Origin of the sequence: Pseudomonas promysalinigenes (assembly GCF_014269025.2) — a bacterium.
Taxonomy (GTDB): domain Bacteria; phylum Pseudomonadota; class Gammaproteobacteria; order Pseudomonadales; family Pseudomonadaceae; genus Aquipseudomonas; species Aquipseudomonas promysalinigenes.
This window is the reverse complement of sequence record NZ_CP077094.1, coordinates 1406327-1430525: the sequence shown is the minus strand read 5'-3', so window position 1 is coordinate 1430525 and position 24199 is coordinate 1406327. Positions and strand designations below refer to the sequence as shown.

Genomic DNA, 24199 nt, shown 5'->3' with positions numbered 1-24199 from the left:
ATGAACAAGGCCACCCTGCTCACATGCATTGTGCAAACCCTGGAAAACGACATGCAGGTGCTACGCCGCGCAGCGCAGGCCGCCTATGAGGCGGCAACCGCCGAAGAAAACATCGCCGAGAACAAGTACGACACTTTGGGGCTTGAGGCGTCGTATCTGGCCACAGGCCAAGCGCGACGTACAGCCGAAATCCGCCAGGCGCTGCTGACTTACCAACAGCTGTTATTGCGTGATTACGACGACTCTCTCGGGGTGCAGGTGAGCAATCTGGTGACCCTTGAGGATGAACAGGGTGAGCAGCGGTTGTTGTTCCTCGGGCCAGAGGCAGCGGGGCTGAAGATTGGCGAAGGTGATGAGCAGGTGACCGTGATCACCCCGCGCTCCCCCTTGGGCCAGCAACTGCTGGGCAAGAAGGTCGAGGATGAAGTGAATCTCGGGGCTCAGGTGTTCTTCATCATCGGTGCTGCCTGACCCGTGAAATGACAAGAACAACTTTCTGAGTTACCGGAACTAGCCTCTTCGCGGCAAACGCCGCGCCCGCTGCTTGAGGCTCACGCCTACCCGTGCTTGCAGGCGCTGCGAAACGGCCAGCGCTAGCGATAGCCTTCTAGGCCAAGGCATCGAAGCGCTCTGCCAACCGCCTTTCGGCAAACTGCTCCACCACAAAGTCGATGAACGCTCGGGTCTTGCCGGGCAACAGTTTGTGCTCGGCGTAGTACAGGCTTATCGCCCCGTCATCTACATACCAGTCCGGCAGCACCCTTTGAAGCTGCCCCGCCTGCAGATAGGGCACGGCGAACGGCAAGCTTACCAAGGCGATGCCCAGGCCCTGCTGCGCAACCGCACAAGCGGCATCCGAGTCGCTCATGGTCATCGCTTGACGTAGCATCAACGGCTGCTGTTCTCCCCAGCGGCTGGTCAATGGCCAGGAGCGAACGCGCCCGGTCTGTGGCGAGCGGATCAGAACCCCGTCGTGGCCCTGCAATGCCTCAGGGCCATCGATATCGGCATGCTGGCGCAGGTAACCGGGCGCTGCCACCAACACCCGATGTGCCGGGGTCAACCTGCGCGCCACTACTCCCAATGGCAGCTCGAAACCGCCACCAATAGCGGCATCGAAGCCCTGGCCGATAAGGTCGACCTGGCGGTTGTCAAAATGCCAGTCCGGGGTGATTGCCGGGTAGCGACGCAAAAAATCACCCAGCAACGGCAGCACGTACAGGCGCCCGAACACAGTGCCCATACTGACCCTCAACAACCCGGCAGGCTGGCCCTCGGCGCTGGCGAGGTTGGCCACCGCGTACTGGATGGTACGAAAACTGTCGCTGACCTCACCCAGAAAACGTTGCCCAGCCTCGGTCAATGTCAGCCTGCGCGTACTACGCTGAAACAGCCGCACGCCAAGACGCGCCTCCAGTTGAGCCACATGCTTGCCGACCGCCGCAGGCGTGATGCTCAGGCGTCGCGCCGCCTCGGCGAAACTGCCCACCTCGGCGCTGCGGATGAAGCACTCGAGGGCGTTGAAAGATTCCATGGCCATGATTGCCAACCAAAGGTTTACTCTGATGATAGTGATTGCCATCTTATCAGCAGGTAATCATCGGTCGATACTGCGTGCATCCAAGGCATTCGGCCTTGCTATTCGAGCAGGAGATCAGCATGTCCCAGCAACTTACCCTGGAAGGCAAAGTCGCCTTCGTTCAAGGCGGCTCGCGCGGTATAGGCGCGGCCATCGTACGGCGACTGGCCCGCGACGGTGCGCAGGTTGCCTTCACCTACGTCAGCTCCGCTGGCCCTGCGCAAGCACTGGTCGAAGAGATCCAGGCCAGCGGCGGAAAAGCCCTGGCTTTGCGTGCCGACAGCGCCGAAGCCGCTGCACTGCAGCTGGCGGTCGACGATACCGTGAAGGCCTTCGGCCGCCTCGATATCCTGGTGAACAACGCAGGCGTGCTGGCAGTGGCACCGGTGGCCGAGTTCGACCTGGCGGAATTCGACCGCATGCTCGCTGTCAATGTGCGCAGTGTGTTCGTCGCCAGCCAGGCAGCCGCGCGCTACATGGGCCCCGGCGGGCGCATCATCAACATCGGCAGCACCAATGCCGAACGCATGCCCTTTGCCGGGGGTGCTCCATATGCCATGAGCAAATCGGCGCTGGTTGGCCTGACCAAAGGCATGGCGCGAGACTTGGGGCCCCAGGGGATCACCGTAAACAATGTGCAGCCTGGGCCGGTGGATACCGACATGAACCCCGCCAGTGGCGAGTTCGCCGATAGCCTGATCCCGCTGATGGCGATCGGGCGCTATGGGCAGGCCGATGAAATCGCCAGCTTCGTCGCCTACCTGGCCGGACCTGAGGCCGGCTACATCACCGGCGCCAGCCTGACCGCCGATGGTGGGTTCGCCGCCTGATGAACCGGGGGCCTTACGCCCCCGGATTCACCTTTGAATATGAGAGACGCATGAAATCGCCAACCCTCAGCCGCGCGCTGATCCTGCTGATGGCGACCGCCACCGGCCTGGCCGTGGCCAGCAACTACTACGCGCAACCGCTTCTACACAGCATTGCCGAGCAATTGGGGCTGAGCACTGCCAGTGCAGGGAGCATCGTCATCGCTGCCCAGCTCAGCTATGGCGCCGGCCTGCTGCTGCTGGCGCCGCTGGGGGATCTGTTCGAGCAACGGCGGTTGATCGTGTTCATGACAGCTCTGTCCGCTTTGGGCCTGGTCATCAGTGCCTGCTCGCCCAGCCTGCCCTGGCTGCTGCTAGGCACCGCCCTGACCGGCCTATTCTCGGTGGTAGCGCAGATACTCGTGCCGATGGCCGCCGCGTTGAGCGAGCCGGACCTGCGCGGGCGCGTGGTAGGTACGCTGATGAGCGGGCTGTTGCTGGGCATCTTGCTGGCACGTACCGCGGCGGGGTTCATGGCAAAACTGGGGGGCTGGCGCAGCATTTATGTGCTGGCTGCAGTACTGATGGCGCTGACTGCACTGGCTCTGTACCGCAGCCTGCCAGAGCACAACAGCCATGCAGGGCTCAAATACCCAGCGCTGATTGGCTCGGTGTTCCGCCTATTCATCGAAGAGCCGGTGCTACGTCTGCGCTCGTTACTGGGGTTGTTGGCATTCAGCCTGTTTGCCTTGTTCTGGACGCCGCTGGCCTTTCTGCTGGCGCGCGAGCCTTATCACTATTCAGACGCCGCCATCGGCCTGTTCGGCCTGGCCGGGGCGGCGGGGGCATTGGCTGCCAACTGGGCTGGGCGCCTGGCCGACCGTGGCAAGGGTTCGCTGGGGACCACCGTTGGCCTGGTGACGCTGCTGGTATCGTGGGTGCCGCTGGGCTTTGCCGAACACTCGCTGCTGGCGTTGCTGGTCGGCGTGCTGCTGCTGGACCTGGCCGTGCAACTGGTGCATGTGAGCAACCAGAACGCGGTGATCGCTTTGCGACCTGAAGCACGAACTCGGCTCAATGCCGGCTACATCACCTGCTACTTCATCGGTGGTGCGCTAGGCTCGTTGCTGGGCACCCAGCTGTTCCAGCGGCAAGGGTGGATGGGCATCGTGGTAGCAGGACTGGTGATAGGCACCCTGGCCTTGGCGGCATGGGGCATGGCGCAGCGCAAGGCAGCTGCGCAGTTGGCTTGAGCCAGCGTAGGTCGCGACATCGCGCCGCATTACCCTCTGTCGCTTGCTCGTTGACTTGCCTGCCCCGGTGGCGCTGAGTAGACGCAGGCCAAGGACCTTTCACTGACAGGATGAAGCAATGACAAGACTCACGGTGCAATCCGGCGATTTCTTGCAAGGTGAAGGCGAGTTTCGCAATGGATCGCTCACACTCAAGACTTCGCGCAGCCCGTCACCCGGCGAGCGAATTTCATTGGCGCGTATCGCTGACCTGCGCCTGGCGAGCCTTGAATCCAACCGCAGCCTGGGCAGCGCCTTGGGCTGGGGCGTGGCCGGTGCGCTGGTGGCCGGCCCGGTGGGCCTGCTGGCCGGGCTTTGGCTGGGCGGCAAAGAGGAAGAAGCCACCTTCCTGGCCACCTTCAAAGATGGCCGCAAACTGATGGCCATCACCGACGGCAAGACCTGGTCGAAGATCGACGACACTTGGCGCCAGCACCGCCCTGTCAAAGCGCCTGATTGAGCCCCCACGCGGCTCGCGCAGGCCGTGGGATAAGTCCCAACCGGTAGGAGCGGCTTTGGCCGCAATGCAAAAAGCCCCCGGCTTTTCAGCTCGGGGGCTTTTCGGAATGTGGCGGTGAAGAAGGGATTTGAACCCTTGATACGATTTCTCGTATACACACTTTCCAGGCGTGCTCCTTCGACCACTCGGACACTTCACCGTTTTCTCTCCAAGGCTTTCACCCCGTCGAGGCGCGCTAATTTAGTAGAAGAGCTTTTCTTTGGCAAGCATTTTTTTCAATTTTTTCATGTATTTAAGCCAACCCACGGAAAAACCTTGGCAGCCAGGGCATAGCTGCCAATCTGGCCAGCGCTTTTCCAAGGCTGGGGCACGCATTCCTGGCCCGGCAAGGGCTTGCGCCCTGACGCTGACTGCCCAGTCAGCCTTTGCGCTTTACCTGGCTCACCGCGCTGGGTAACGTCATCGCCACGCCAATTCAAGGACTGCGCCATGAGCGAGCTGATCAACTACCACGCCGAAGACGGCGTCGCTACATTGACCCTGAACAACGGCAAGGTCAATGCCATCTCCCCCGACGTCATTGCGGCCTTCAACGCTGCCCTTGACCGTGCCACCCAAGAGCGCGCCGTGGTGATCATCACCGGTCAGCCGGGCATCCTTTCCGGCGGTTACGACCTCAAAGTGATGACCTGCGGCCCAAAGGAAGCTGTGGCCTTGGTCACCGCAGGCTCCACTTTGGCGCGGCGCCTGCTATCGCACCCGTTCCCGGTGATCGTCGCCTGCTCCGGCCATGCCGTGGCCAAAGGTGCCTTCCTGCTGTTGTCGGGGGATTACCGCATCGGCGTCGAAGGCCCGTACAAGATTGGCCTGAACGAAGTACAGATCGGCATGACCATGCACCACGCCGGCATTGAGCTGGCTCGCGACCGCCTGCGCCGTTCAGCCTTCCACCGCGCGGTGATCAATGCCGAGATGTTCGAGCCCAAAGACGCGGTGGACGCCGGCTTCCTCGACCGCCTGGTGCCAGCTGAGCAACTGCTGGAAACCGCACAAGGCGTAGCCCATGAGCTGAAAAAGCTGAACATGTTGGCGCACAAGAACACCAAGCTGAAAGTGCGCAAGGCGCTGCTGGACGCCCTGGACGAGGCGATTCTGCTGGACCAGGGCCATATGGGCTGACTGCCTGCGGCTCACACCGGTTTGCCCCGGCCAGTGCACGGTCGTACACTGCGCCACGACTGTCTGGTGTGAGTCGTACCATGCTCTACTCCCTTCGCATGCTCCTGCTGGGGCTGCATTTTCTGCTGGTGGGCGCCGTTGGCTTGCTGATCGGCTTGCTGCGCCCCTTCAACCGTGACAACAGCCGTATCTTCGCTCGCCTCTACAGCCTGCCGGCCACCTGGCTGCTGCGCATCAGGGTCAAGGCCGAAGTTGGCCCACTATGGGACCAGCCGCCCGGCTGTGTGATCGTCGCCAATCACCAGTCCAACTTCGACCTGTTCATCCTCGGCCATGTGGTGCCGCAGCGCACCGTTGCCATCGGCAAGAAAAGCCTAGGCTGGATTCCACTGTTCGGCCAGCTGTTCTGGCTGGGCGGCAATGTGCTGGTCGACCGCAAGAACGCCTACCAGGCGCGCAAGGCGATGCAGACCACCACCCGCATCCTGCGTGAAGACACCTCGATCTGGATCTTTCCTGAAGGCACCCGCAACCCTACGGATCAGTTGCTGGCATTCAAGAAAGGGGCATTTCATATGGCTGTCGAAGCCGGGGTGCCGATCGTGCCAGTGTGCGTCAGCCGCTATGCCCGGCGCCTTGGCTTGAACAGCTGGCGGCGGCGTAGCGTGATCGTGCGATCACTGCCGCCGATCGCTACCAGCGGCCTCAGCCAGCAGGACCTGCCAGCATTGATCGAACAGTGCCGCACCCAGATGCAGCAATGCATCGATCACATGGAAAATGAACTGGCCGGCCTTTAGGTTGCTCTACGCTCAACTACAGCCCAAGCTGTAAATTGTGTGCAACCGGATAAGTGGACAACCATGGGTCGAGTCGTGGCATCGGCGGTGTATGCCGCAGGCAGAAAGGTCACCAATATCAGTATCGACGAAGGCAGCGAGTGGGCTCGCAAGCCTGGGCACTTCGTGTGGATCGGCCTCGAAGAGCCCAACGCCGAGGAACTGGCCAACCTGCAGTGCCAGTTCAATCTGCACGAACTGGCTATCGAGGATGCGCTGGAAAAACACAGCCGGCCCAAACTGGAAACCTTCGGTGACGCGCTGTTCATCGTCACTTACTCGCCGGTACGCCACGAGGGCAAGCTGGAGTTCATCGAAACTCATATCTTCGCCGGCAACGGCTACATCATCACCTGCCGCAACGGCCACTCCAAATCCTACGCCCTGGTGCGCCAGCGCTGTGAGGCACGCCCGCTGCTGCTCGAGCACGGCGAGGACTTCGTGCTCTACGCCCTGCTCGACTTCGTCACGGAAAACTACCAGCCGGTCAGCGAGGCCATCCATGGCGAGATCGAAGCCCTGGAGCAGAGCGTGTTGAGCAACTCGCTGCGCGAATCGGACATTCAGCGCCTGCACAGCTTGCGCCGCGACATTCTGCGCCTGCGCCGCTACGTGGCGCCGATGGTGGAGATCGGTGAAGAACTGCAGCGCTTGAGCTTCCCGTTCATCGACAAGAACATGCGCCCGTACTTCCGTGATGTGCAGATCCACGTCACACGTCAACTGGAGGACCTGGCAGGAATCCGCGACATCGCCAGCCAGACCATCGAAATCGGCATGCTGCTGGAGGCCTCACGGCAAAGCATCGTGCAGCGCAAATTCGCCGCCTGGGCGGCGATTCTTGCCTTCCCCACGGCGATTGCGGGGATCTACGGGATGAACTTCCAGAACATGCCAGAGCTAAGCTGGCACTACGGCTACTACGGGGTATTAGGCGTGATAGTACTGGGCTGTACCGGCCTGTTCGCCAGCTTCAAGAAGTCTGGCTGGTTGTAGGGCCCTAGGCGGGCCCCTTCCCTACGCTGCGCTGCTACCCAGGGTCGATCATGCAGCGCTGTCGCGGGCTTTGGTCGGCTGCTGGATGAACCGCATCATCCACTCACCCACCAAGTCACCCTGGTGCTCGGCGGCCAAGCTGGCGACAGCTTTGTGATAGACCTCATCGCCCAAGTACTGCTGACGCGCATCGAGCAGCGCCCGTGAGTAGTCATGGACGAACTCTGGATGCCCCTGGAAGCACAGCACCTGGTCACCGATGTGGTAAGCGGCGTTCGGGCAGAAGTCGCTTGAGGCAATGACCGTAGCGCCTTCAGGCAGCTCTGTGACCTGGTCCTGATGGCTGATCAGCAGGGACAGTTCGCAAACCTCTGGATCCATCCACGGCGCGTGGGCCGCCAGCGAATAGCGGTGGATCCCTACGCCCCAGCCCTGATCGGCACGTTCGGCCTTGCCGCCCAGAGTCAGCGCCAGTAACTGGTGGCCAAAGCACACGCCCAGCAGCTTCTCGCCGCGCTGGTATAGCTTGAGCAGGTACGCCTTGAGAGTTTGAATCCACGGATCGCTACCGAACGAATCGGCCTTGCTGCCGGTCACTAGATAAGCATCGAAGCGCTCGCCCTCGGGCGGGTAATCGCCGTTCATTACGTTGTACACGCAAAACTCGGCTGCGATGGGCTGACGCGAAAAGAGCTGCTCGAACATCCTTCCGTAGCCCTCGTACTGCGCGGTCAACTCCGGTCGCAGGACATCGGTTTCAAGGATGCAGATGCGTAACGACATAGGGATAGTCCTGAACGACATGGGTGGAAATCAGCTGTAGAGACTGCCGCGAAAGCCACGTACAAGCAAGTAGGCTGCACTGACGAACGGTCACATTCTGTCGGACGAGGGTGAAGGTATTTGCGGGTGTCTACGCAGCAGCTGTCAGCGGTATGGCCCAATGCTTCATAGCCACCAGCGCTAAAGATGCAGTCTTTTAGCACAAAGGGTTCTCAAGTGAGGGTAACGCTAGTTCTGTGGGTGGTTTATATCCACCTATACGACACAAGCAGACCCGACAAGGAAGCCACCGGGTAATCAGGAATAACAACAAAAAGGCGGTCCGCCATGTTCAGACATTCGAAGCTTCGCCAAGCTGGGCTGATATTGTTCGCTACGACATTGCTGTTGATTCTCCCCAACCTTACACGCTTGTTCGGCTGAGAGCGCCAAGTGCCTTGCTTGGGTTAATCTCCCGTGTTTAAGACTGGAGAGCACCCATGCGCCAATGTCTCGCCGCGCTTGCCCTATCGTTGAGCCTGCCGTTATCGGCGGCGCAGTTGCACCTTGAATGGGGCGACCACAGCGTGCAGTGGTCCAGTGAGCAATTGCTGCAGCACCCACAGGCGCGCGACATCGATATCGACCAGGATGTGGCCTACAAACACCCCATGCGTTATCGCGCCGTACCCGTGGCGTCACTGCTGCAAGGGGTCAAGCCAGAGGACCATCTGCAGGCCGTTGCACTGGACGGGTTCGCCGCGGAAATGCCCGCCGCCCCGCTGCTCCAAAAAGGCCCCGCACAGGCGTGGCTCGCGGTGCAAGACCCAGCCAAACCCTGGCCACCCCTTGGCAAGGGCAAACCCAGCGCAGGGCCGTTCTACTTGGTGTGGACCAATCCGCAGGCAAGCGGTATCCGCCCCGAACAGTGGCCCTTTCAGATCGCCACCATCCGCAGCCTTGCTCCGGTAGAGCAACGTTTTCCCGCGCTGCTGCCTGACCCGCGGTTGCCGGCCAATGACCCGGTACGCCAAGGGTTCGCGCTATTTCAGCAGAACTGCCTGGCCTGCCACCGGCTCAATGGTGCGGGCGATGCGCAGTTCGGGCCAGACCTCAATCTGCCGCACAATCCCACTGAATATTTCCAGCCGCAATACCTACGTATGTACATTCGCGACCCACAGCGCCTTAGGCAATGGCCTCAGGCGCGCATGCCGGGCTTCGCCGAGAATGTATTGAATGAACAGGAGCTCGATGCTGTGCTGGCGTATCTTGCGCACATGGCTGAGCGCAAGAAGCATTGAATGTGCAGGGCTGCAAAGCAGCCCCATAACCTTAGGCAGTCTGCCTTTCGTGCTTGACGCCCCACCCTTCGACTTCGCCGCCGTAGGGTGAAACCAATTGCTCGAAGGCCTCCTCGAAGTCACCAATCCCGCAGTATGTGGCATACATGACCTTGCTCAGCTCCAAGTGCCACGCACCATCGTCGCGCTCATGCACCTGGGCGTTAAGCGACTCGCCCCGAAACTGCCTGGCCGCGCGGCGGGCCCCTGCTTCATCTGGAAATACCGCGTAGAACTCGATGGGGTGAATGCGAGTGAAATCGAAACCGCCAGCTTTCATCTGGCGCAAAACGTTGCTGCTGATATCGTCGTTCAGGCTGCTCATGAATCGTCCTCCCGAGTAAAGCGATGGATAGACTTTCCGTGCACTACGCACCTGCAGGCACTGCCGGCAGATCGAGCTGATGAGAGACGCGAATTGACGCAGGTGCAGGCCTGCAGAAAAGACCGGCACCTTCAAACAGCGTAGTGCCTGCACAGGCACCACGCCAACCGTTGATTCAAGGGGCTTCTTGGATGCTGGTGATGATCACGCCGTTCTGCTCCTTGAGCCAGCGTGCGGTTGGTGATGTAGCGCGGTCCTGGAAGTCGTTGAGGTCCAATTCATCCATGATCGGAAACAGATGCGAACGGATGGCGCGTGCGGCCTCTTCCTCGCTAGGGCGTTGCTCACCGTGCATCAGCAAGGTGGTTGGCTCGCCCTTCTGATCGGCAAAGATGACTTCCCACTCTTTCATTGAATAGCCCTCTGGATCGTACAGCGCCTGGTGTGTAGCGCCTGTAGAAGCAGACCCTGGGCCAGGGCATTCGTTCAGGCAAAAAAAAGGGCCGCTATGCGGCCCTTTGGGTTCAGCGCCAGGGTTGCGGCTTATTTCTTTGGAGTGCCGTGGACCACACCGGCAGTGTTGTCCAGCAAGCTCTTGGTAGCGGTCTGGATGAAGGCTTCAAGCTGCTGCAGCATTTGCGTCTGCTCCGGGCTTTCGATCAGCTCGGCCTTGAACTCCTTGCCCAGCTGGTAGCGGTACATGCGAGGGCTCATGTCCTTGGATTCGATCAGCAGGTGGTCGCCCTTGACCAGGCCTACGATCTGTTCACTGCCCGACGGCTTGATCATGCCAATGCCCGGGTCGCCCTCAGGCAGGTTGAGCAGATCGCGCCCCCAGCACTGGTGGCGGGTCTGGCCACCCAGGCGGCCCATGATGGTCGGCACGATGTCGACCTGGGTACCGACGGTGTGGTTCACCGCACCGAACTTCTCCTGGATGCCCGGCGCAATCAGCAGCAGCGGCACGTTGAAGCGCCCCAGGTCCAGCTCGGTGACCTGCTGCTGGTTGCCGAACCCGTGGTCGCCGACGATGACGAACAGGGTGTCCTTGAAGTAAGGCTCTTTACGCGCTTTCTCGAAGAACTGGCCCAGTGCCCAGTCGGAGTAGCGCATGGCGGTCAGGTGCTCGTCCAGGCGGCCCTGGCCTGTGACTTTCTCCACCGGCAGGTTGGCAGGCAGCGCGTACGGCGTGTGGTTGGACAGGGTTTGCAGCAGCGCATAGATTGGCTTCTTGCCATCGTGCTTGGCCAGCTCCTCGTTACCACGGTCGAACATGTCCTGGTCGGACACGCCCCAGGTGGGGTCGGAGAACACTGGGTTGACGAAGTCGTTACGGCCAATGAAGGTGGTCATGCCCTGATTGCCGAAGAACCCGGACTGGTTATCCCAGGCGAAATCACCGTTGTAGACATACACGTCGTCGTAGTCACGGGCACCGAGCAGCGCCGGCAGGCCCGACAGCTTGTGGCCACCCTCCGGGGTCTGCATCAGGTATTCGAAGCCTGGCAAGTTGGGGAAGCAGGCCATGGTGGCGAACATGCCCTGGTGGGTGTGGGTGCCGTTGGAGAAGAAGCGGTCGAACAGCAGGCCCTCTTTGGCCAACTTGTCGAAATACGGGGTGATGTTGTTCGGGCTGCCCAGGGCGCCGACAGAATGGCCGGCGAAGCTTTCCATGAGGATCACTACGACGTTCTTGATCGGCAGGGTGCGGTCGGCCGGTGGCAGGAAGTCACGGCGCACGGCAGCCTCGTCGGCATCGACCAGGGTGTCATGGGCGGTCAGCAGTTGCTTGCGCACGGTTTCGGTAGCCAGCTCTTGCTTCAACACGGGCTTCCAGATATTGGCGCGGTCTTCGCCGAAGCGGCTCTTGGCAGCGTCGATCAGGGTAAGGGTGCCATTGAGGCCCAACTGGTTGACGAAGTTGGAGTCGGTAGTGAAGGCGTCACCCCAACGCATCGGCGGGCCCTGGCGCAGGGTGCCACGGGCAGCGACCACCGCTACCAGCAAGACCACCATGAATACCGCCAGGCGGTTGTACCAAGGCGCCACGCGCTGGCGCCCGGTACCCCGGGTCAAGCGATCGATGCCCTTGAACAGCAGGCTCAGCAGCCAGGTGCCGAAGGCCCAGGCCAGCAGATAGCGCACGACCGGGAAGCCATACCAGAGCATGCTGAGCACGGTCTTGGGGTCTTCCTTGATGTACTGGAACACCAGGCCATTGAGGCGCTGGTGGAACTCACGGTAGAAGTCCATCTCCATCAAGCCGAGGAACATCACCACGCTGGAGGTGAGGGTCAGCCAGAAACGGAACAGCCCACGCCGGGCCATCAGCCAGGGGCTGAGCATCGCCAGCAGCAGCGGGATGCTCAGGTAGACCACCACGCGCAGATCGAAGCGCAAACCATTGAGGAAGCCTTCGGCGACGGTCGAGTAAGGGGTGTCGCCGATCATGTCGCTGTTGTAGACCAGCAGCGCGAGGCGTACCAGGCTGAGCATCAACATGATCACCAGGGCGCTGAGCAGCGTGTAGGCCAGGTGCGATTTCAAGGTCGGCGTATAGGCTCGCGCGCCCTGTTGCTTCAAGGCATCCGTGTTAGCCATGAATGGGAATGTCCTAGGATTGCGGTTTGCGAAGGTGGCGTTGGGGGGTGCCCAACGCTGCGTTGTGCGGGTGCGGATTCTGTTTAAACCAGTGTGAAAATTTTGTCACGCCACTATTGCAGATTTTGTCTGCCAAGCAGGTTTCATAAACGCACGTTGCCCCGCGGCCCGGCGATCGCCCAGATCACCAGGCCCACCACCGGGAGCAAGGCGATCAGCAGAATCCACAGGACCTTGGCGCCCACTTCACTGCTGCTTTTGATGACGTTGAGGATCGCCCAGATGTCCAGAGCGAGGATGATCAGGCCGACCAGGCCATTGAAAGTAGAGCCCATGTTACGTTCTCCTTGAAAGGCTGTTGCTGAGCATAGCCTTCTATCGCAACGATAGAAGGGAATCCTTGGCCAGCTGCACAGGTCACTGCTTAGACTGCCAGTACTGATGGATTTCGAGGTTTCTATGCCACCCGCTCACAGCCACAGCGCCACCCCGCTCTCTATGATCAACGCCTGGCGCCAGCAAGCCCACGACGCTCCGTGGCTAAGCGCAGGCTTGGCGTTAAGCTTGCTGGCAGTCATCGTGTTGCTGGCGGCCAGCTTCTGGAACGCCTTCACCGGTGACCATGCCGAAAACCTGCACCTGGCAGCTATCGGCGGGCTGTCCGGCTTCGCGGCCACGGCACTGGGGGCAGTGCTGGCGGTGGTACTGCGCGATGTAAGCACCCGCACCCAGGATGTAATGCTGGGTTTTGCGGCCGGCATGATGCTCGCCGCCAGTTCGTTTTCGCTGATTTTGCCGGGCCTGGACGCAGCTCGTGAAATCACCGGCAATGGCCCTGCTGCGGCTTTCACCGTTGTGCTGGGCATGGGGTTGGGTGTGCTGCTGATGCTGGGCCTGGACCGCTTCACCCCACATGAGCACGAGAGCACCGGCCCCTGTGGCCCGCAGGCTGAACGCATCAACCGGGTATGGCTGTTCGTGTTGGCGATCACCCTGCATAACCTGCCAGAGGGTATGGCGATCGGGGTGAGCTTTGCCAATGGCGATTTGAACATTGGCCTGCCACTGACCAGTGCCATCGCTATTCAGGACATCCCTGAGGGCCTAGCCGTGGCCCTGGCTTTGCGGGCGACGGGCCTGTCGAACATGAAGGCTGCGCTGGTGGCGATAGGCTCCGGGTTGATGGAGCCATTGGGCGCGGTGATTGGCCTGGGGATTTCCACCGGCTTCGCCCTGGCCTACCCGATCAGCATGGGGCTGGCGGCGGGAGCGATGATTTTCGTGGTGTCTCATGAGGTGATACCGGAAACCCATCGTAATGGGCATCAGACGTCAGCCACCCTTGGGCTGATGGGTGGGTTCGCGGTGATGATGTTCCTCGATACCGCATTGGGCTGAGTTACCGTTGGCCTGTACTGCCCTGTTCGCGGGCTCCCGCGAACAGGCAGAACGTGAAATCAGACGTGAACGGCGACCTTCAACGCCTCCAGCGCCGGCTCCACCTTGATGTTGAGCGCTGCGCCCAGCTCCAGGACCCGCGCCAGGTCCTGTTGGCCAACCATCACCATTTGCAGCTCGTCATCAAGCAACTGGCTGAAGTTCAGCAACACATACCCCCCGGCCTCTTTGTTCAATGCGCCCATCTGCACCTGGATACGATTCAGGGCTGTCAGCGGTTCGGTGCGCGCCAGTTGCTTGGGCTTGAGGGTGAACGGCACGCTCTGGTCGAACGAATCACTGATTTGCTGGAACAGCGCTTGATAGCTATCGGCCTGGAACACCACCGTATCCGGCAGGCTGCCAAGCACTACCCATTCGCCGAGCGGAATCGGGAAGCTGTCGTCGTAGTTGATGTCCGGGTTGGCGGCCAGGAAGGCGGCCGGGTCGGCGTAGGCGTGGGCGGCCTCATCGGCGATGCGCTCGATTTCCTCAGCGCGCATGCAGCCGGCGCCAATCAGGCTGATGAATTCGAGCAACTGGTTTTTCATGAGGGGGGCCTGCGGCAGGTCAAAGGCGCCAAGGATAGCCGCAAATGCCCCCGAACCGTTAGCTGGCCAGTGCTTGCAGGCGCGCGGCAGCGTCCTGTGCGCCCATGGTCTGCGCAGCCATCAGTGCCGTAGCGCCTCTAGCATCGCGCCGTGCAGGATCAGCGCCTTGCGCTAGCAGGTGGTCGAGGATCTCGATTCGATTGAACATGGCCGCCAGCATCAGCGCCGTGCGCCCGTCCTGGGCAGCAGCATCCACCGGCACACCGCTGTCGAGCAGCAGGCGGATCATTGCCAGATCACCCTTGAACGCCGCCCCGGCGATGGGCAACTGGCCGTTATCATTGGCGATCAGCGGGTCGGCACCGTTGGCCAGAAGCACCCTGACTGCGTCGTGCTGACCGTGGTAGCTGGCCAGCATCAGCAAGGTGTCACCTTTATGATTGCGCAGGTTCGCAGGCAAGCCACTGGCTAGCAGGCGCTCGAGCATTTGCGCATCGCCCTGGCGGGCGCAGTCGAACACCTGCTCGGCGAAAGCGGCGGCTTCATCATTGGTCATCGCAGATGCGGCGGGTTGAGCGGACATCGGGAACCTCCTGGCATAATTCGTTGCCCTAGTCTTAGTCAGGCATGCCATGTGGTCAAAGGTTCAGATTCTATTGCGGCGATAGGCAAATCCCGATCCGTGCAAAATGCACTGTGCAAAATGCATGACCATGCAGGCTGCACGATATCACTTCTCGAATTCCGCTCTAACCTACTGAATTTACTGGCTTTTTCATTAAGCCAAAACCTGGCACGGTCACTGCAATATTCAACTCACGTCTGCCAACACATCAGTCAGGAGTTGATATGGACCTCATCCAGGAAAAATTCGTTTCGGTCTTCCCGGCCTATCAGGTTGCCACCCAGTCCCGTCCTGATGGTGGCGTATTGCTGACCCTGCGCGCTGCTGATGGCAAGGTCACTCGCCGAGTGCTGACCTACGGCCAACTGCACAGTGCCGAACAGCTGTCCTGGGCGATCAGTGCCATTCGCCGCGACTTGGCCGAGCAGGCCAGCGAGCTGCCAGTAATTTCGATGTTGCAAAGCCAGCAGCGTTTCGCGCTGCCGACTTACCGCTGAGATTTGTCTGTACTGGCCCTTTCGCGGCCAAGTTGCCACCGCTAGTACTGCATTGCCCTTAGGGATGGCGGGGTGCTTGTGGTAGCGGCTCTAACCGCGAAAAGGCCAGGGCAGGCATTACAACTCGTCGATACCCAGAAACGCCCGCGCACTCACATCGCCGGTGAAGTCTGGCTCGACATCCCGTTCGCTACCGAACAGGCGCAACGCCAAGCAGAACGGGTTATCACCCAACTCCACCCACCGCCGCGTACCTTCTGGTACGACCAATTCATCACCTTTTTCACACAATACGGCATAAACGTATTCGCCCAGGCGCAGGCCGAGCTGCGCACGCCCTGTAACTACGGCAAACACCTCTTCGCTGTTGTGCACATGTTCATCGCGCACATCGACCTGCGTTGGCGCGGGGCCGTCACGGTTGAGCAGGGTGAACGCCGCACTACCGTGGGCTGTCATCAGGTGGTCCAAGTGTTCCCGGCAAACCTCCAGCACCTCAGCCTGGCTGCTGCCAGGGCGCACCCGCAGCGCCAGCGGGTTATGGGTCAAGCGCACACCCTGCTCAGCGAGGGTAGTGACGATATCGTCGTGGTGGGTCAGCACCTTGTGCGGCAAGCCAGGGTTGGACGGGTGGAAAACACAGAGGATGCTCATCGGCGGCTGGTCCTGGTCGATTGCGAACGAGTGGCAATGATAACGGCTGCAGCCAGCGCTGCGGCGCTGGCCATACCAAAGGTGAAGCTCGGCCCCAGCAATTTCCAGCTGTAGCCCGAATACAAGGCGCCCAAGGCCCCACCCGTACCCGACAGCGCGGCGTACAACGCCTGGCCCTGGCCCTGCTGCCGGGCGCCGAAGCTGGCCTGCACGAAGGCGATGCTCGCGGCATGGAAGCAGCCGAAGGTGGCAGCATGCAGCAGCTGAGCGAAAATCAACACCCCTGGTTCACCTGCCAGATTACCCAGCAGCAGCCACCGCAGCGCGGCCAACAGGAAGCTGGCCAGCAACACTCGCTGCACGCTGAAGCGGGCGAACAGGCGGCTCATGCCCATGAACATCAAAACTTCGGCCACCACGCCCAGTGCCCACAGCAAGCCAATGGCGCCACGGCTGTAGCCAAGGTGCTCAAGGTGCAGGGTGAGAAATGTGTAGTAAGGGCCGTGGCTGAGTTGCATCAACGCTACGCACAGGTAGAAGGCGATCACCCCCGGAGCACTCAGCTGGCGCAGGAAACCACCCGCACCAGCGTGCTCGCCCTGCTCTACCGGCTGTGCATTAGGCACCCACAGGCTGGCGGCAACGATACCGGCCATGATGGTCACCAGGGCTATGGGGTAGATGTCCAGGCTCAACCATTCGAACAGCCGGCCCAGCCCAACCACAGTGAGAATGAAGCCGATCGAGCCCCACAGGCGTACCTGGCTGTAGCGCGCGGTCTGGCCATGCAGGTGAGCCAGGGTGATGACTTCGAACTGCGGGAGCACCGCATGCCAGAAGAACGCATGCAGCGCCATCACCAATGCCAGCCAGGCATAGCTCTTGCCGAAGAAGATCAGCGAGAAGGTCGCCAGGGTGCACAAGGCCCCCAGGCGCACGATGAGCAGGCGCTGCCCGCTGCGGTCACCCAGCCAGCCCCACAGGTTAGGCGCGACGCAGCGCATCAGCATGGGGATGGCCACCAACTCGCCGATGCGCGCCGGGGGGAAACCCAGGTGGTCGAAATACAGCGCCAGAAACGGCGCAGTGGAGCCCAGCAGGGCGAAGTAGAACAGGTAGAAGCTGGACAGGCGCCAATAAGGAATCGGGTGCATGGAGTGGCCCTCTAGGGACCTGTATCGGCCCTTTCAAGGCCAACCCCCTCCCACAGATTCAGTGCTATCGCTGTAGGAGCGGGTTCACCGGCGAAGCGGCCGACACAGGCTGGATCAGAGCTGGCCTAATACCGGTGTGTTCACCTTCACCTCGGCATTCTGCGCACGATGGCGCAACAAATGGTCCATCAGCACGATCGCCATCATCGCTTCGGCGATCGGTGTGGCACGGATACCCACGCACGGGTCATGGCGGCCTTTGGTGATGACGTCGACGGGGTTGCCATCTACATCGATCGAACGGCCTGGCGTGGTGATGCTGGAGGTCGGCTTGAGCGCCAGGTGGGCGACGATCGGCTGACCGGAGCTGATGCCACCGAGGATGCCGCCTGCGTTATTGCTGAGAAAACCTGCAGGGGTCAGCTCGTCACGGTGTTCGGTGCCGCGCTGGGCAACGCTGGCGAAACCCGCACCGATTTCAACGCCTTTGACCGCGTTGATGCTCATCAGCGCGTGGGCCAGTTCCGCATCGAGACGATCGAAAATCGGCTCGCCCAGCCCTGGCATGACGCCCTCGGCCACTACGGTGATCTTCGCCCCAACCGAATCCTGGTCGCGGCGCAGTTGGTCCATGTAGGCCTCAAGCTCCGGCACCTTGCTGGGGTCGGGGCTGAAGAAGGCGTTTTCTTCAACCGATTCCCAGCCCTTGAAGGGGATTTCGATCGGGCCCAATTGGCTCATGTAGCCACGCACCTGAATGCCCTGGGTAGCCAGGTACTTCTTGGCGATGGCGCCAGCAGCCACACGCATGGCCGTTTCGCGCGCCGAGCTGCGCCCGCCACCACGGTAGTCGCGAGTACCGTATTTGTGGTGGTAGGTGTAGTCGGCGTGGGCGGGGCGGAACAGGTCCTTGATCGCCGAGTAGTCCTTGGACTTCTGGTCGGTATTACGGATCAGCAGGCCAATCGAGCAGCCGGTGGTGCGGCCTTCGAAGACGCCAGAGAGGATTTCAACCTCGTCGGCTTCCTGGCGCTGGGTAGTATGCCGGCTGGTGCCAGGCTTGCGCCGGTCAAGGTCGTGCTGCAGGTCGGCGAGGGAGATCTCCAGGCCAGGTGGGCATCCATCGACAATGGCGACCAACGCCGGGCCATGGCTTTCGCCAGCGGTGGTGACAGTGAACAGCTTGCCGTAGGTATTGCCGGACATGGACGCTCCGCGAAATCTGCCTGAGGTGAACGAAAGCCGGCAGTATACAGATGGATGAAGGGGCTGTGCTGGCCTGTTGGTGGTTAACCAGCCCCCCGCCCGCCTGCACGGTGCTTATCGAGGCTGCGAACCTTCCCTCCAGCATCGAGTCATACGTTCATCTCCCTATGTAGTAACCCAAGATGTCGCGCCTGGTCGCTCTGTTCCTTTTGCTGTGTACCGGCCTGGCCCAGGCCGCCGCCCCTACCGTACTGCAACGCCCTATCGACCTCGATACCGGCCAAGGTGTGCTCCACGGCAGCCTGCTGTTGCCGCAACAAGCCACCCCGCCGCCAGTGGTGTTGATCATTGCCGGCTCCGGCCCCACTGATCGAGACGGTAACAACCCAGCCTCAGGCCGTGTCGACAACCTCAAACGCCTGGCCCTGGTGCTGGCCAACGAACACATAGCCAGCGTGCGCTACGACAAACGCGGCGTGGCCGCCAGCCAGCCAGCCACGCCTGACGAGCGCAACCTGAGCGTGCAGCGTTACGTCGACGATGTCGTGGCGTGGAGCCAAAAGCTCAAGGCCGACCCAAGGTTTGGCCCGCTGATCCTTGTGGGCCACAGTGAAGGGGCGCTGATCGCCACCCTTGCCGCCGAACGCGCCGGTGCCAGTGCAGTGGTCACCCTGGCCGGCATGGGCCGCCCCTTGGCGGACGTGTTGCGTGAGCAATTGGCTCAACGCCTGCCACCTGCGCAGGTGGCTCAGGGCAGCGCCCTGCTCGACCGCCTGCAAGCTGGGCAGACCAGCCTGGACATACCTGCCCCGCTACGCCAGGTGTTTCGCCCAAGCGTGCAGCCTTACCTGATCACCCTGCTGCAGCAGAACCCAGCCCAGGCTTTCGCGCGCTTGCCGATGCCTGCTCTGATCGTACAAGGACGCAACGATGTGCAGGTCGATGTAGCCGACGCTGAACGCCTCAAAGCAGCCAAGCCGGATGCTCAGCTGGTGTTGATCGACGGCATGAACCACATGCTGCGCATCAGCCCGAAAGACATGCACCTGCAGCGTGACAGCTACCTCAATCCAGAGCTGCCCCTGGCGCGGGAGCTTGGCGAACGACTGGTCAGCTTCATTCACCAGTTGCCATCGGCCTGACCCTCAAACATCGGCAATCCCTGCCGATAAAGCGGTATCGGCAGTGATCTGGGCGGCATGCAGCCCAGTTCGCTACCTGCCCGTCCCCGAGGAAATGCCCCAATGACCGATGCCCCCGCTGCCGTAGAGCCCGGCCAAGAGCCGCCCGCCCCGGAGCCAGCCGCCCTGCCTTGGGCAGACCTTGCTGTTGAACACTTCCAACTGCTGCGCCTGGCGCCCCTGCCCATCGACCGCAACAGCGGCGCACGGCCCTTGCGCTTCGTCGAGTTCGCTTACGCCGAACGCCATGACAAGGCCCACAGCCTGCTGCGCATGGAAATCCGCCTGCCAGGGCAGAAAGTTCGCAAGGAGCAGAACCAACTGGATGTGCGGGTGGACCACGGCGAGCGGCGGGTGACCCTGGGCAGTGACAGCGGGTTGCAACTGGAGCCGCTGAACCGCGGGGTCGGCCGCTTCATGCTGGCCCAGGCGGTGCAGTGGCTGCAGCGGCGCTGGTCGAACTACCGGGTCGAAGGCATGGCGCTGCCGAACAAGGATGCGCTGAACGAAGACACCCGCCTGCGCCGCGACCGGTTCATCACCGCCACGGGCCTGGAAGTGGAATACGCCGACCCGCAGCACCTCAAAGGCCGCACCCTGGATACCACCGTGAACCAGCTCAAAGGCGGCTGGAACACCGAAAAAGTGCAGCAGGTGAGCATGCTCGATGCAGCCGGCATGCTGCAGCAGGCCGAGCAGCAACTGCAGGAGAAAGAGGGGCAGCTGCGCGAACGCGACGAGCGGGTGGCCAAATATCGACGCGAAGACAGCGGGCTGCGCTTTACCATCACTTGCCTGGTGGCGTTCGCGGTGTTCCAGGCCGGGCTGCTGATCTGGATCGCTACCCGGTGAGCTGCGGGGCCGTCGTGCGGCCCACCCTGCCCGGCCTCAGACGCGCGACTTGAACAGCGCCTGGTGCTGACGGCATTGCTCGGCGGTGAGCATGAACACGCCGTGCCCGCCACGTTCGAATTCCAGCCAAGCGAAGTCCACTTCAGGGTAAAGGGCTTCGACATGCACCTGGCTGTTGCCGACCTCGACGATCAACAACCCCTTTTCAGTCAGGTGATCAGCCGCATCGGCGAGCATCCGCCGGACCAAGTCCAGGCCATCGTTGCCGCAGGCCAGGCCCATTTCCGGCTCGTGGTGGTATTCGGCCGGCATGTCGCCAAAGTCTTCGGCATCGACATACGGCGGGTTGGACAGGATCAGGTCGAAGCGCTGCCCAGGCAGGCCAGCGAAGCCGTCACCCTGCACGGTAAACACTCGCTCGTCCAAACCGTGGCGTTCGATGTTCTGATTCGCCACTTCCAGTGCATCGAACGACAAGTCGGCCAGCACCACTTCAGCCTCGGGGAATACCTCGGCGGCCACTATGCCAATGCAGCCCGAGCCCGTGCACAGGTCCAGAATGCAAGCGGGCTCGGCCGCCAGCCATGGCTCGAAGCGTTTTTCGATCAGCTCGCCAATGGGCGAGCGAGGTACCAGCACGCGCTCGTCGACGATGAACGACATGCCGCAGAACCACGCCTCGCCCAGCAGGTAAGCCGTCGGCACGCGGTCTTCGATACGGCGCTTGAGCAGATGCTGCAGGCGCACCCGCTCGTCGTCCTCGAGCTGGCAGTCCAGGTAACTGTCGGCAATCTCCCAGGGCAGGTGCACGGCGCCCAGCACCAGCAGACGGGCCTCGTCCCAGGCATTGTCGGCACCATGGCCAAAGAACAACTCATGCTCGTGGAAGCGGCTGACCGCCCAGCGGATGTAGTCGCGCAGCGTGCGCAGACGAGATGTGATCACGGGAAACTCCTATTCAGACCGTACAAAAGTCTAACAGCCCTACCGGCACAATTGTTCGTCACCATGCCCTGATGGCAAGCCACAGGCCAGTATCCATGCCGCTTGCGATGTCAACCATTCCCATTGGCGCCAAGGCAAGGGAGAATAGGTATACAAAAGCCCTACCCGAGGAGCCCTTGATGTCAGTTCCACCCACGATGTTCCGCCTCACGGGCCGCGACTATCCGCCGGCCAAGCTGAGCCAAGCCAGCTTGATCATCATCGATGCGCAGAAAGAGTACCTGAGCGGGCCTCTGCAGCTGTCGGGCATGGACGAGGCCGTGGCCAACATCGCCCGGTTGCTCGACGCTGCCCGCAAGGCAGGCCGTCCGATCATCCACGTTCGCCACCTCGGCACCGTTGGCGGGCGCTTCGACCCGCAAGGCCCGGCCGGCCAGTTCATTCCGGGCTTGGAGCCGCACGAAGGTGAAATCGTCATCGAAAAACGCATGCCCAACGCGTTCAAAAACACCCAACTGCATGACACCTTGCAGGCTCTTGGGCATCTGGACCTGATCGTGTGCGGTTTCATGAGCCACTCCAGCGTCAGCACCACCGTGCGCCGTGCCAAGGACTATGGTTATCGTTGCACCCTGGTAGAAGATGCTTCAGCCACCCGCGACCTGGCGCTGAAGGATCAGGTGATCCCCGCCGCGCAGATCCACGCGTGCGAAATGGCCGTGATGGCCGATAACTTCGCCTGTGTCGCACCCACCGCCAGCCTGATCTGAGCCGGTGTTGCGATGACCGCCCGGCAGCCGCGCGGAACCCTTGTACCAGGGCCAGGTCGAATTCCGGATGTCCACAGAGGTGACTGGAATGAAGCTTAAAGGCAGTTTCGACGCCAAGCGTCTGCGCCCGCGAGAACCGCGCAACTGGGGCGCGCGCATTGCCGCCGGCCTGTCGGCCCTGATCGCTACCTTGGGTGTGTTGCTAGCCATGGCAGGCGTGTCCGGGCTACTTGGCAACTACGCGGCCCTGGCCGACCTCAACACAAACCGCCCGCTGGCCAGCATCGTGGCGCTGGTTGGGCTGTTGCTGCTGTATCTGGGCGTGCGCCTCTGGCGTCGTAGCCGCATCCGCCTGCGCCGCGGGCGCGAACTGAACATGTCACCGCACTTGATGAAGAAGCACGATTAGCGGTTTGTGCTGCGGGCCTATTCGCGGGTGAACCTGCGAAGGGGCAGTACTGACGCCACAAGGCTGATGGCGTAAACTACGCCTCCCACGTGGAGGCACCATGCAAGACGACGATTTTTCCCTGTTCAGCGCAGAGGTGCGCGGCGTCAAGCCGATCAAGCACGACCGCGCCGATGTGGGCAAACCGAAAACCGACCGCAAGCAACTGGCCGGCCTGCGCCAGGCCGCGACCGTGCGCAGCGACCAGACCTTGGTAATCGATGGCCTGTCGGACCAGTTCGTCATCGACGTGGGCGCCGAAGACGAGCTCATGTGGCGCCGCGACGGGGTGCAGGAAAGCCAGATCCGCAAGCTCAAGCTTGGCCAGATCGCCTTCGAGGGCAGCCTCGACCTGCATGGCATGAGCGTTGAAAAAGCCCGCGAAACCTTGTGGGCATTCATCGCCGAAGCTACCCAGCTCGAAGTGCGCTGTGTACGGGTGACCCACGGCAAGGCTGCGCGCCTGGACGGCAAGCGCCCGATGATCAAGAGTCACGTCAACACCTGGCTGCGCCAGCACCCGCAAGTGCTCGGTTTCACCTCATGCCAGGCCCGCCATGGCGGCACCGGCGCTGTGTATGTGATGCTCAAGCGAACCATGATGGAAGGGCGCGACGAGTAACGCCGTGCTTGCAGCGCCGCCCGCGCCGCCGTAACCTTCCTTTTTGCGATTTTTTACCCACAGGTAGATACATGTCCCTGGAACAGAACTACACCGAGATCCTCAGCCAACTCGGCGAGGACGTCTCCCGTGAGGGCCTGCTCGACACGCCCAAACGGGCTGCAAAGGCCATGAAGTACCTTTGCCGCGGTTATGAGCAGACGCTGGAAGAAGTCACCAACGGCGCGCTGTTCACCTCCGACAACAGTGAGATGGTGCTGGTCCGGGACATCGAGCTGTATTCGATGTGCGAACACCACATGTTGCCTTTCATCGGCAAGGCCCACGTGGCTTACCTGCCCAAGGGCAAAGTCCTGGGCTTGTCGAAGGTCGCCCGCATCGTCGACATGTTCGCCCGCCGCCTGCAAATCCAGGAAAACCTCAGCCGCCAGATCGCCGAGGCCGTGCAGCAGGTTACCGGGGCTGCCGGCGTGGCCGTGGTGATCGAAGCCAAGCACATGTGCATGATGATGCGCGGTGTGGAAAAGCAGAATTCGACCATGCTCACCTCGGTGATGCTGGGTGAATTCCGTGAAAACGCCGCCACCCGCAGCGAGTTCCTCAGCCTGATCAAGTGATCGGTGCCTATCCCGAGCCGGCCCCCAGGGGTCGGCTTTTTACTTTCAGGAGTAGCCCATGATCGTCAAAGCCCTGCGGGTTGGCCTTGGCCAGCTTATCGTGTTCGGCGACTGGATCAGCCGCCCGGCCAAGCAGAAGCGTGACGCGGCGGCCCAGTCGCGTGTCGAGCAGCAGGCCAAGAGCCTCGCGCTCTATCAGTTCCATGCCTGCCCGTTCTGCGTGAAAACCCGCCGTACCCTGCATCGTTTGAACGTGCCAGTTGCGCTGCGTGATGCCAAGAACGACCACGAGCACCGCCAGGCGCTGCTCGAAGGGGGTGGCCGGGTCAAAGTGCCGTGCCTGCGCATCGAAGAACAGGGCAACGTGACCTGGATGTATGAGTCCAAGGCCATCATTGATTACCTGGACAAGCGTTTCGCGTCAGCCTGAAGCATAAGCGTCGGCTTTATCGCCA

29 protein-coding genes and 1 tRNA gene are annotated in these 24199 nt (G+C 61.6%); 17 read left to right on the top strand and 13 right to left on the bottom strand.

Going from position 1 to position 24199, the window contains the following annotated elements; genetic code table 11:
• Positions 1 to 471 carry a GreA/GreB family elongation factor gene (locus HU725_RS06645; protein ID WP_186476621.1) on the top strand — a complete coding sequence of 157 codons (471 nt, stop codon included), beginning with the start codon at positions 1 to 3 and terminating at the stop codon, positions 469 to 471.
• 136 nt (positions 472 to 607) lie between these two features.
• Here HU725_RS06645 and HU725_RS06640 read toward each other — a convergent pair whose 3' ends face one another.
• Positions 608 to 1540, bottom strand: coding sequence for a LysR family transcriptional regulator (locus HU725_RS06640; RefSeq protein ID WP_186476620.1), 933 nt, complete (start codon positions 1538 to 1540; stop codon positions 608 to 610).
• Between the two features lie 119 nt (positions 1541 to 1659).
• On the opposite strand from HU725_RS06640, the gene HU725_RS06635 reads away from it, so the two are divergent.
• The 3 genes from HU725_RS06635 to HU725_RS06625 all read left to right on the top strand — a co-directional run bounded on the left by HU725_RS06635 (position 1660) and on the right by HU725_RS06625 (position 4140).
• Entirely contained in the window at positions 1660 to 2409 is a 750-nt protein-coding gene (locus HU725_RS06635) for a 3-oxoacyl-ACP reductase family protein (protein ID WP_186476619.1), read from the top strand.
• 50 nt (positions 2410 to 2459) lie between these two features.
• Positions 2460 to 3641, top strand: a complete 1182-nt coding sequence (locus tag HU725_RS06630; RefSeq protein WP_186476618.1) for an MFS transporter — start codon at positions 2460 to 2462, stop codon at positions 3639 to 3641.
• Between the two features lie 118 nt (positions 3642 to 3759).
• On the top strand, positions 3760 to 4140 hold the full coding sequence (locus tag HU725_RS06625; RefSeq protein WP_186476617.1) for a hypothetical protein: 381 nt from the start codon (positions 3760 to 3762) through the stop codon (positions 4138 to 4140).
• A gap of 109 nt (positions 4141 to 4249) precedes the next feature.
• On the opposite strand, the gene HU725_RS06620 is transcribed toward HU725_RS06625, so the two are convergent.
• Positions 4250 to 4339, bottom strand: a tRNA-Ser gene (locus HU725_RS06620).
• A gap of 290 nt (positions 4340 to 4629) precedes the next feature.
• Between HU725_RS06620 and HU725_RS06615 the strand changes: the two genes are divergently transcribed.
• From HU725_RS06615 to HU725_RS06605, 3 genes are all read left to right on the top strand, one after another.
• Positions 4630 to 5319: a crotonase/enoyl-CoA hydratase family protein gene (locus HU725_RS06615; RefSeq protein WP_060480005.1), complete on the top strand. Its 690-nt coding sequence runs from the start codon at positions 4630 to 4632 to the stop codon at positions 5317 to 5319.
• Positions 5320 to 5399: 80 nt separating this feature from the next.
• Complete coding sequence (locus HU725_RS06610; RefSeq protein WP_186476616.1) at positions 5400 to 6119, top strand: lysophospholipid acyltransferase family protein; 720 nt, start codon at positions 5400 to 5402, stop codon at positions 6117 to 6119.
• 63 nt (positions 6120 to 6182) lie between these two features.
• Positions 6183 to 7154, top strand: coding sequence for a magnesium and cobalt transport protein CorA (locus HU725_RS06605; protein ID WP_186476615.1), 972 nt, complete (start codon positions 6183 to 6185; stop codon positions 7152 to 7154).
• 48 nt (positions 7155 to 7202) lie between these two features.
• Here the strand turns inward: HU725_RS06605 and HU725_RS06600 are convergent, their stop codons facing one another.
• Complete coding sequence (locus tag HU725_RS06600) at positions 7203 to 7937, bottom strand: amidotransferase (protein WP_060480002.1); 735 nt, start codon at positions 7935 to 7937, stop codon at positions 7203 to 7205.
• A 479-nt stretch (positions 7938 to 8416) separates the two neighbouring features.
• On the opposite strand from HU725_RS06600, the gene HU725_RS06595 reads away from it, so the two are divergent.
• The gene (locus tag HU725_RS06595; protein WP_186476614.1) at positions 8417 to 9220 is read left to right on the top strand and encodes a cytochrome c; all 804 of its coding nucleotides are present in this window, start codon (positions 8417 to 8419) and stop codon (positions 9218 to 9220) included.
• Positions 9221 to 9251: 31 nt separating this feature from the next.
• Here HU725_RS06595 and HU725_RS06590 read toward each other — a convergent pair whose 3' ends face one another.
• The 4 genes from HU725_RS06590 to HU725_RS06575 form a co-directional block, all read right to left on the bottom strand.
• On the bottom strand, positions 9252 to 9584 hold the full coding sequence (locus HU725_RS06590) for a ribonuclease E inhibitor RraB (protein ID WP_186476613.1): 333 nt from the start codon (positions 9582 to 9584) through the stop codon (positions 9252 to 9254).
• A gap of 175 nt (positions 9585 to 9759) precedes the next feature.
• Entirely contained in the window at positions 9760 to 9996 is a 237-nt protein-coding gene (locus HU725_RS06585) for a hypothetical protein (protein WP_060479999.1), read from the bottom strand.
• 131 nt (positions 9997 to 10127) lie between these two features.
• Complete coding sequence (locus tag HU725_RS06580) at positions 10128 to 12185, bottom strand: LTA synthase family protein (protein WP_186476612.1); 2058 nt, start codon at positions 12183 to 12185, stop codon at positions 10128 to 10130.
• A 143-nt stretch (positions 12186 to 12328) separates the two neighbouring features.
• Positions 12329 to 12520 carry a PLD nuclease N-terminal domain-containing protein gene (locus tag HU725_RS06575; protein WP_186476611.1) on the bottom strand — a complete coding sequence of 64 codons (192 nt, stop codon included), beginning with the start codon at positions 12518 to 12520 and terminating at the stop codon, positions 12329 to 12331.
• A gap of 124 nt (positions 12521 to 12644) precedes the next feature.
• Between HU725_RS06575 and HU725_RS06570 the strand changes: the two genes are divergently transcribed.
• Positions 12645 to 13583 carry a ZIP family metal transporter gene (locus HU725_RS06570; protein ID WP_060479996.1) on the top strand — a complete coding sequence of 313 codons (939 nt, stop codon included), beginning with the start codon at positions 12645 to 12647 and terminating at the stop codon, positions 13581 to 13583.
• A 59-nt stretch (positions 13584 to 13642) separates the two neighbouring features.
• Here HU725_RS06570 and HU725_RS06565 read toward each other — a convergent pair whose 3' ends face one another.
• Both HU725_RS06565 and HU725_RS06560 read right to left on the bottom strand, forming a co-directional pair.
• Entirely contained in the window at positions 13643 to 14173 is a 531-nt protein-coding gene (locus HU725_RS06565; RefSeq protein ID WP_186476610.1) for a hypothetical protein, read from the bottom strand.
• A 58-nt stretch (positions 14174 to 14231) separates the two neighbouring features.
• A complete protein-coding gene (locus tag HU725_RS06560; protein WP_186476609.1) occupies positions 14232 to 14756 on the bottom strand; it encodes an ankyrin repeat domain-containing protein in 525 nt (174 codons plus the stop codon).
• Between the two features lie 266 nt (positions 14757 to 15022).
• On the opposite strand from HU725_RS06560, the gene HU725_RS06555 reads away from it, so the two are divergent.
• A complete protein-coding gene (locus HU725_RS06555) occupies positions 15023 to 15295 on the top strand; it encodes a DUF3509 domain-containing protein (protein ID WP_060479993.1) in 273 nt (90 codons plus the stop codon).
• A 117-nt stretch (positions 15296 to 15412) separates the two neighbouring features.
• Here HU725_RS06555 and HU725_RS06550 read toward each other — a convergent pair whose 3' ends face one another.
• The 3 genes from HU725_RS06550 to aroC form a co-directional block, all read right to left on the bottom strand.
• Complete coding sequence (locus HU725_RS06550; RefSeq protein WP_186476608.1) at positions 15413 to 15949, bottom strand: cupin domain-containing protein; 537 nt, start codon at positions 15947 to 15949, stop codon at positions 15413 to 15415.
• The gene (locus tag HU725_RS06545) at positions 15946 to 17103 is read right to left on the bottom strand and encodes an MFS transporter (RefSeq protein ID WP_186476607.1); all 1158 of its coding nucleotides are present in this window, start codon (positions 17101 to 17103) and stop codon (positions 15946 to 15948) included. Before HU725_RS06545 ends, HU725_RS06550 begins: the two co-directional genes overlap by 4 nt.
• 114 nt (positions 17104 to 17217) lie before the next feature.
• Positions 17218 to 18309: a chorismate synthase gene (gene aroC, locus HU725_RS06540; protein WP_060479990.1), complete on the bottom strand. Its 1092-nt coding sequence runs from the start codon at positions 18307 to 18309 to the stop codon at positions 17218 to 17220.
• A gap of 182 nt (positions 18310 to 18491) precedes the next feature.
• Here aroC and HU725_RS06535 point away from each other — a divergent pair, with 182 nt between their 5' ends.
• Together HU725_RS06535 and HU725_RS06530 are read left to right on the top strand one after the other, a co-directional pair.
• A complete protein-coding gene (locus tag HU725_RS06535) occupies positions 18492 to 19451 on the top strand; it encodes an alpha/beta hydrolase (protein WP_060479989.1) in 960 nt (319 codons plus the stop codon).
• 102 nt (positions 19452 to 19553) lie between these two features.
• Complete coding sequence (locus tag HU725_RS06530) at positions 19554 to 20342, top strand: hypothetical protein (protein ID WP_186476606.1); 789 nt, start codon at positions 19554 to 19556, stop codon at positions 20340 to 20342.
• Positions 20343 to 20378: 36 nt separating this feature from the next.
• Here the strand turns inward: HU725_RS06530 and prmB are convergent, their stop codons facing one another.
• Entirely contained in the window at positions 20379 to 21287 is a 909-nt protein-coding gene (gene prmB / locus HU725_RS06525; RefSeq protein ID WP_186476605.1) for a 50S ribosomal protein L3 N(5)-glutamine methyltransferase, read from the bottom strand.
• Positions 21288 to 21466: 179 nt separating this feature from the next.
• Between prmB and HU725_RS06520 the strand changes: the two genes are divergently transcribed.
• The 5 genes from HU725_RS06520 to HU725_RS06500 all read left to right on the top strand — a co-directional run bounded on the left by HU725_RS06520 (position 21467) and on the right by HU725_RS06500 (position 24174).
• Positions 21467 to 22057 (top strand): cysteine hydrolase family protein, encoded by a 591-nt coding sequence (locus HU725_RS06520; RefSeq protein WP_060479986.1) that lies wholly within the window; start codon positions 21467 to 21469, stop codon positions 22055 to 22057.
• Between the two features lie 88 nt (positions 22058 to 22145).
• Positions 22146 to 22466: a hypothetical protein gene (locus HU725_RS06515; protein WP_060479985.1), complete on the top strand. Its 321-nt coding sequence runs from the start codon at positions 22146 to 22148 to the stop codon at positions 22464 to 22466.
• A gap of 100 nt (positions 22467 to 22566) precedes the next feature.
• Positions 22567 to 23127: a Smr/MutS family protein gene (locus tag HU725_RS06510; protein ID WP_060479984.1), complete on the top strand. Its 561-nt coding sequence runs from the start codon at positions 22567 to 22569 to the stop codon at positions 23125 to 23127.
• Between the two features lie 71 nt (positions 23128 to 23198).
• Positions 23199 to 23744 carry a GTP cyclohydrolase I FolE gene (gene folE, locus HU725_RS06505; RefSeq protein WP_054883671.1) on the top strand — a complete coding sequence of 182 codons (546 nt, stop codon included), beginning with the start codon at positions 23199 to 23201 and terminating at the stop codon, positions 23742 to 23744.
• A gap of 58 nt (positions 23745 to 23802) precedes the next feature.
• Positions 23803 to 24174 carry a glutaredoxin gene (locus HU725_RS06500; protein WP_186476604.1) on the top strand — a complete coding sequence of 124 codons (372 nt, stop codon included), beginning with the start codon at positions 23803 to 23805 and terminating at the stop codon, positions 24172 to 24174.
• The last annotated feature ends 25 nt before the right edge of the window (positions 24175 to 24199 follow it).

Bases quoted from the DNA above. Each gene is read 5' to 3' on its own strand.
- HU725_RS06625 (WP_186476617.1), top strand. From the start codon at position 3,760: ATGACAAGACTCACGGTGCAATCCGGCGATTTCTTGCAAGGTGAAGGC.
- HU725_RS06555 (WP_060479993.1), top strand. From the start codon at position 15,023: ATGGACCTCATCCAGGAAAAATTCGTTTCGGTCTTCCCGGCCTATCAG.
- HU725_RS06635 (WP_186476619.1), top strand. From the start codon at position 1,660: ATGTCCCAGCAACTTACCCTGGAAGGCAAAGTCGCCTTCGTTCAAGGC.
- HU725_RS06530 (WP_186476606.1), top strand. From the start codon at position 19,554: ATGACCGATGCCCCCGCTGCCGTAGAGCCCGGCCAAGAGCCGCCCGCC.
- HU725_RS06630 (WP_186476618.1), top strand. From the start codon at position 2,460: ATGAAATCGCCAACCCTCAGCCGCGCGCTGATCCTGCTGATGGCGACC.
- HU725_RS06545 (WP_186476607.1), bottom strand. From the start codon at position 17,103: ATGCACCCGATTCCTTATTGGCGCCTGTCCAGCTTCTACCTGTTCTAC.
- HU725_RS06595 (WP_186476614.1), top strand. From the start codon at position 8,417: ATGCGCCAATGTCTCGCCGCGCTTGCCCTATCGTTGAGCCTGCCGTTA.
- HU725_RS06510 (WP_060479984.1), top strand. From the start codon at position 22,567: ATGCAAGACGACGATTTTTCCCTGTTCAGCGCAGAGGTGCGCGGCGTC.
- folE (WP_054883671.1), top strand. From the start codon at position 23,199: ATGTCCCTGGAACAGAACTACACCGAGATCCTCAGCCAACTCGGCGAG.
- HU725_RS06500 (WP_186476604.1), top strand. From the start codon at position 23,803: ATGATCGTCAAAGCCCTGCGGGTTGGCCTTGGCCAGCTTATCGTGTTC.
- HU725_RS06565 (WP_186476610.1), bottom strand. From the start codon at position 14,173: ATGAAAAACCAGTTGCTCGAATTCATCAGCCTGATTGGCGCCGGCTGC.
- HU725_RS06585 (WP_060479999.1), bottom strand. From the start codon at position 9,996: ATGAAAGAGTGGGAAGTCATCTTTGCCGATCAGAAGGGCGAGCCAACC.
- HU725_RS06575 (WP_186476611.1), bottom strand. From the start codon at position 12,520: ATGGGCTCTACTTTCAATGGCCTGGTCGGCCTGATCATCCTCGCTCTG.
- HU725_RS06515 (WP_060479985.1), top strand. From the start codon at position 22,146: ATGAAGCTTAAAGGCAGTTTCGACGCCAAGCGTCTGCGCCCGCGAGAA.
- HU725_RS06590 (WP_186476613.1), bottom strand. From the start codon at position 9,584: ATGAGCAGCCTGAACGACGATATCAGCAGCAACGTTTTGCGCCAGATG.
- HU725_RS06580 (WP_186476612.1), bottom strand. From the start codon at position 12,185: ATGGCTAACACGGATGCCTTGAAGCAACAGGGCGCGCGAGCCTATACG.
- HU725_RS06535 (WP_060479989.1), top strand. From the start codon at position 18,492: ATGTCGCGCCTGGTCGCTCTGTTCCTTTTGCTGTGTACCGGCCTGGCC.
- HU725_RS06600 (WP_060480002.1), bottom strand. From the start codon at position 7,937: ATGTCGTTACGCATCTGCATCCTTGAAACCGATGTCCTGCGACCGGAG.
- HU725_RS06640 (WP_186476620.1), bottom strand. From the start codon at position 1,540: ATGGCCATGGAATCTTTCAACGCCCTCGAGTGCTTCATCCGCAGCGCC.
- HU725_RS06605 (WP_186476615.1), top strand. From the start codon at position 6,183: ATGGGTCGAGTCGTGGCATCGGCGGTGTATGCCGCAGGCAGAAAGGTC.
- HU725_RS06560 (WP_186476609.1), bottom strand. From the start codon at position 14,756: ATGTCCGCTCAACCCGCCGCATCTGCGATGACCAATGATGAAGCCGCC.
- HU725_RS06550 (WP_186476608.1), bottom strand. From the start codon at position 15,949: ATGAGCATCCTCTGTGTTTTCCACCCGTCCAACCCTGGCTTGCCGCAC.
- HU725_RS06645 (WP_186476621.1), top strand. From the start codon at position 1: ATGAACAAGGCCACCCTGCTCACATGCATTGTGCAAACCCTGGAAAAC.
- HU725_RS06615 (WP_060480005.1), top strand. From the start codon at position 4,630: ATGAGCGAGCTGATCAACTACCACGCCGAAGACGGCGTCGCTACATTG.
- HU725_RS06520 (WP_060479986.1), top strand. From the start codon at position 21,467: ATGTCAGTTCCACCCACGATGTTCCGCCTCACGGGCCGCGACTATCCG.
- HU725_RS06610 (WP_186476616.1), top strand. From the start codon at position 5,400: ATGCTCTACTCCCTTCGCATGCTCCTGCTGGGGCTGCATTTTCTGCTG.
- aroC (WP_060479990.1), bottom strand. From the start codon at position 18,309: ATGTCCGGCAATACCTACGGCAAGCTGTTCACTGTCACCACCGCTGGC.
- HU725_RS06570 (WP_060479996.1), top strand. From the start codon at position 12,645: ATGCCACCCGCTCACAGCCACAGCGCCACCCCGCTCTCTATGATCAAC.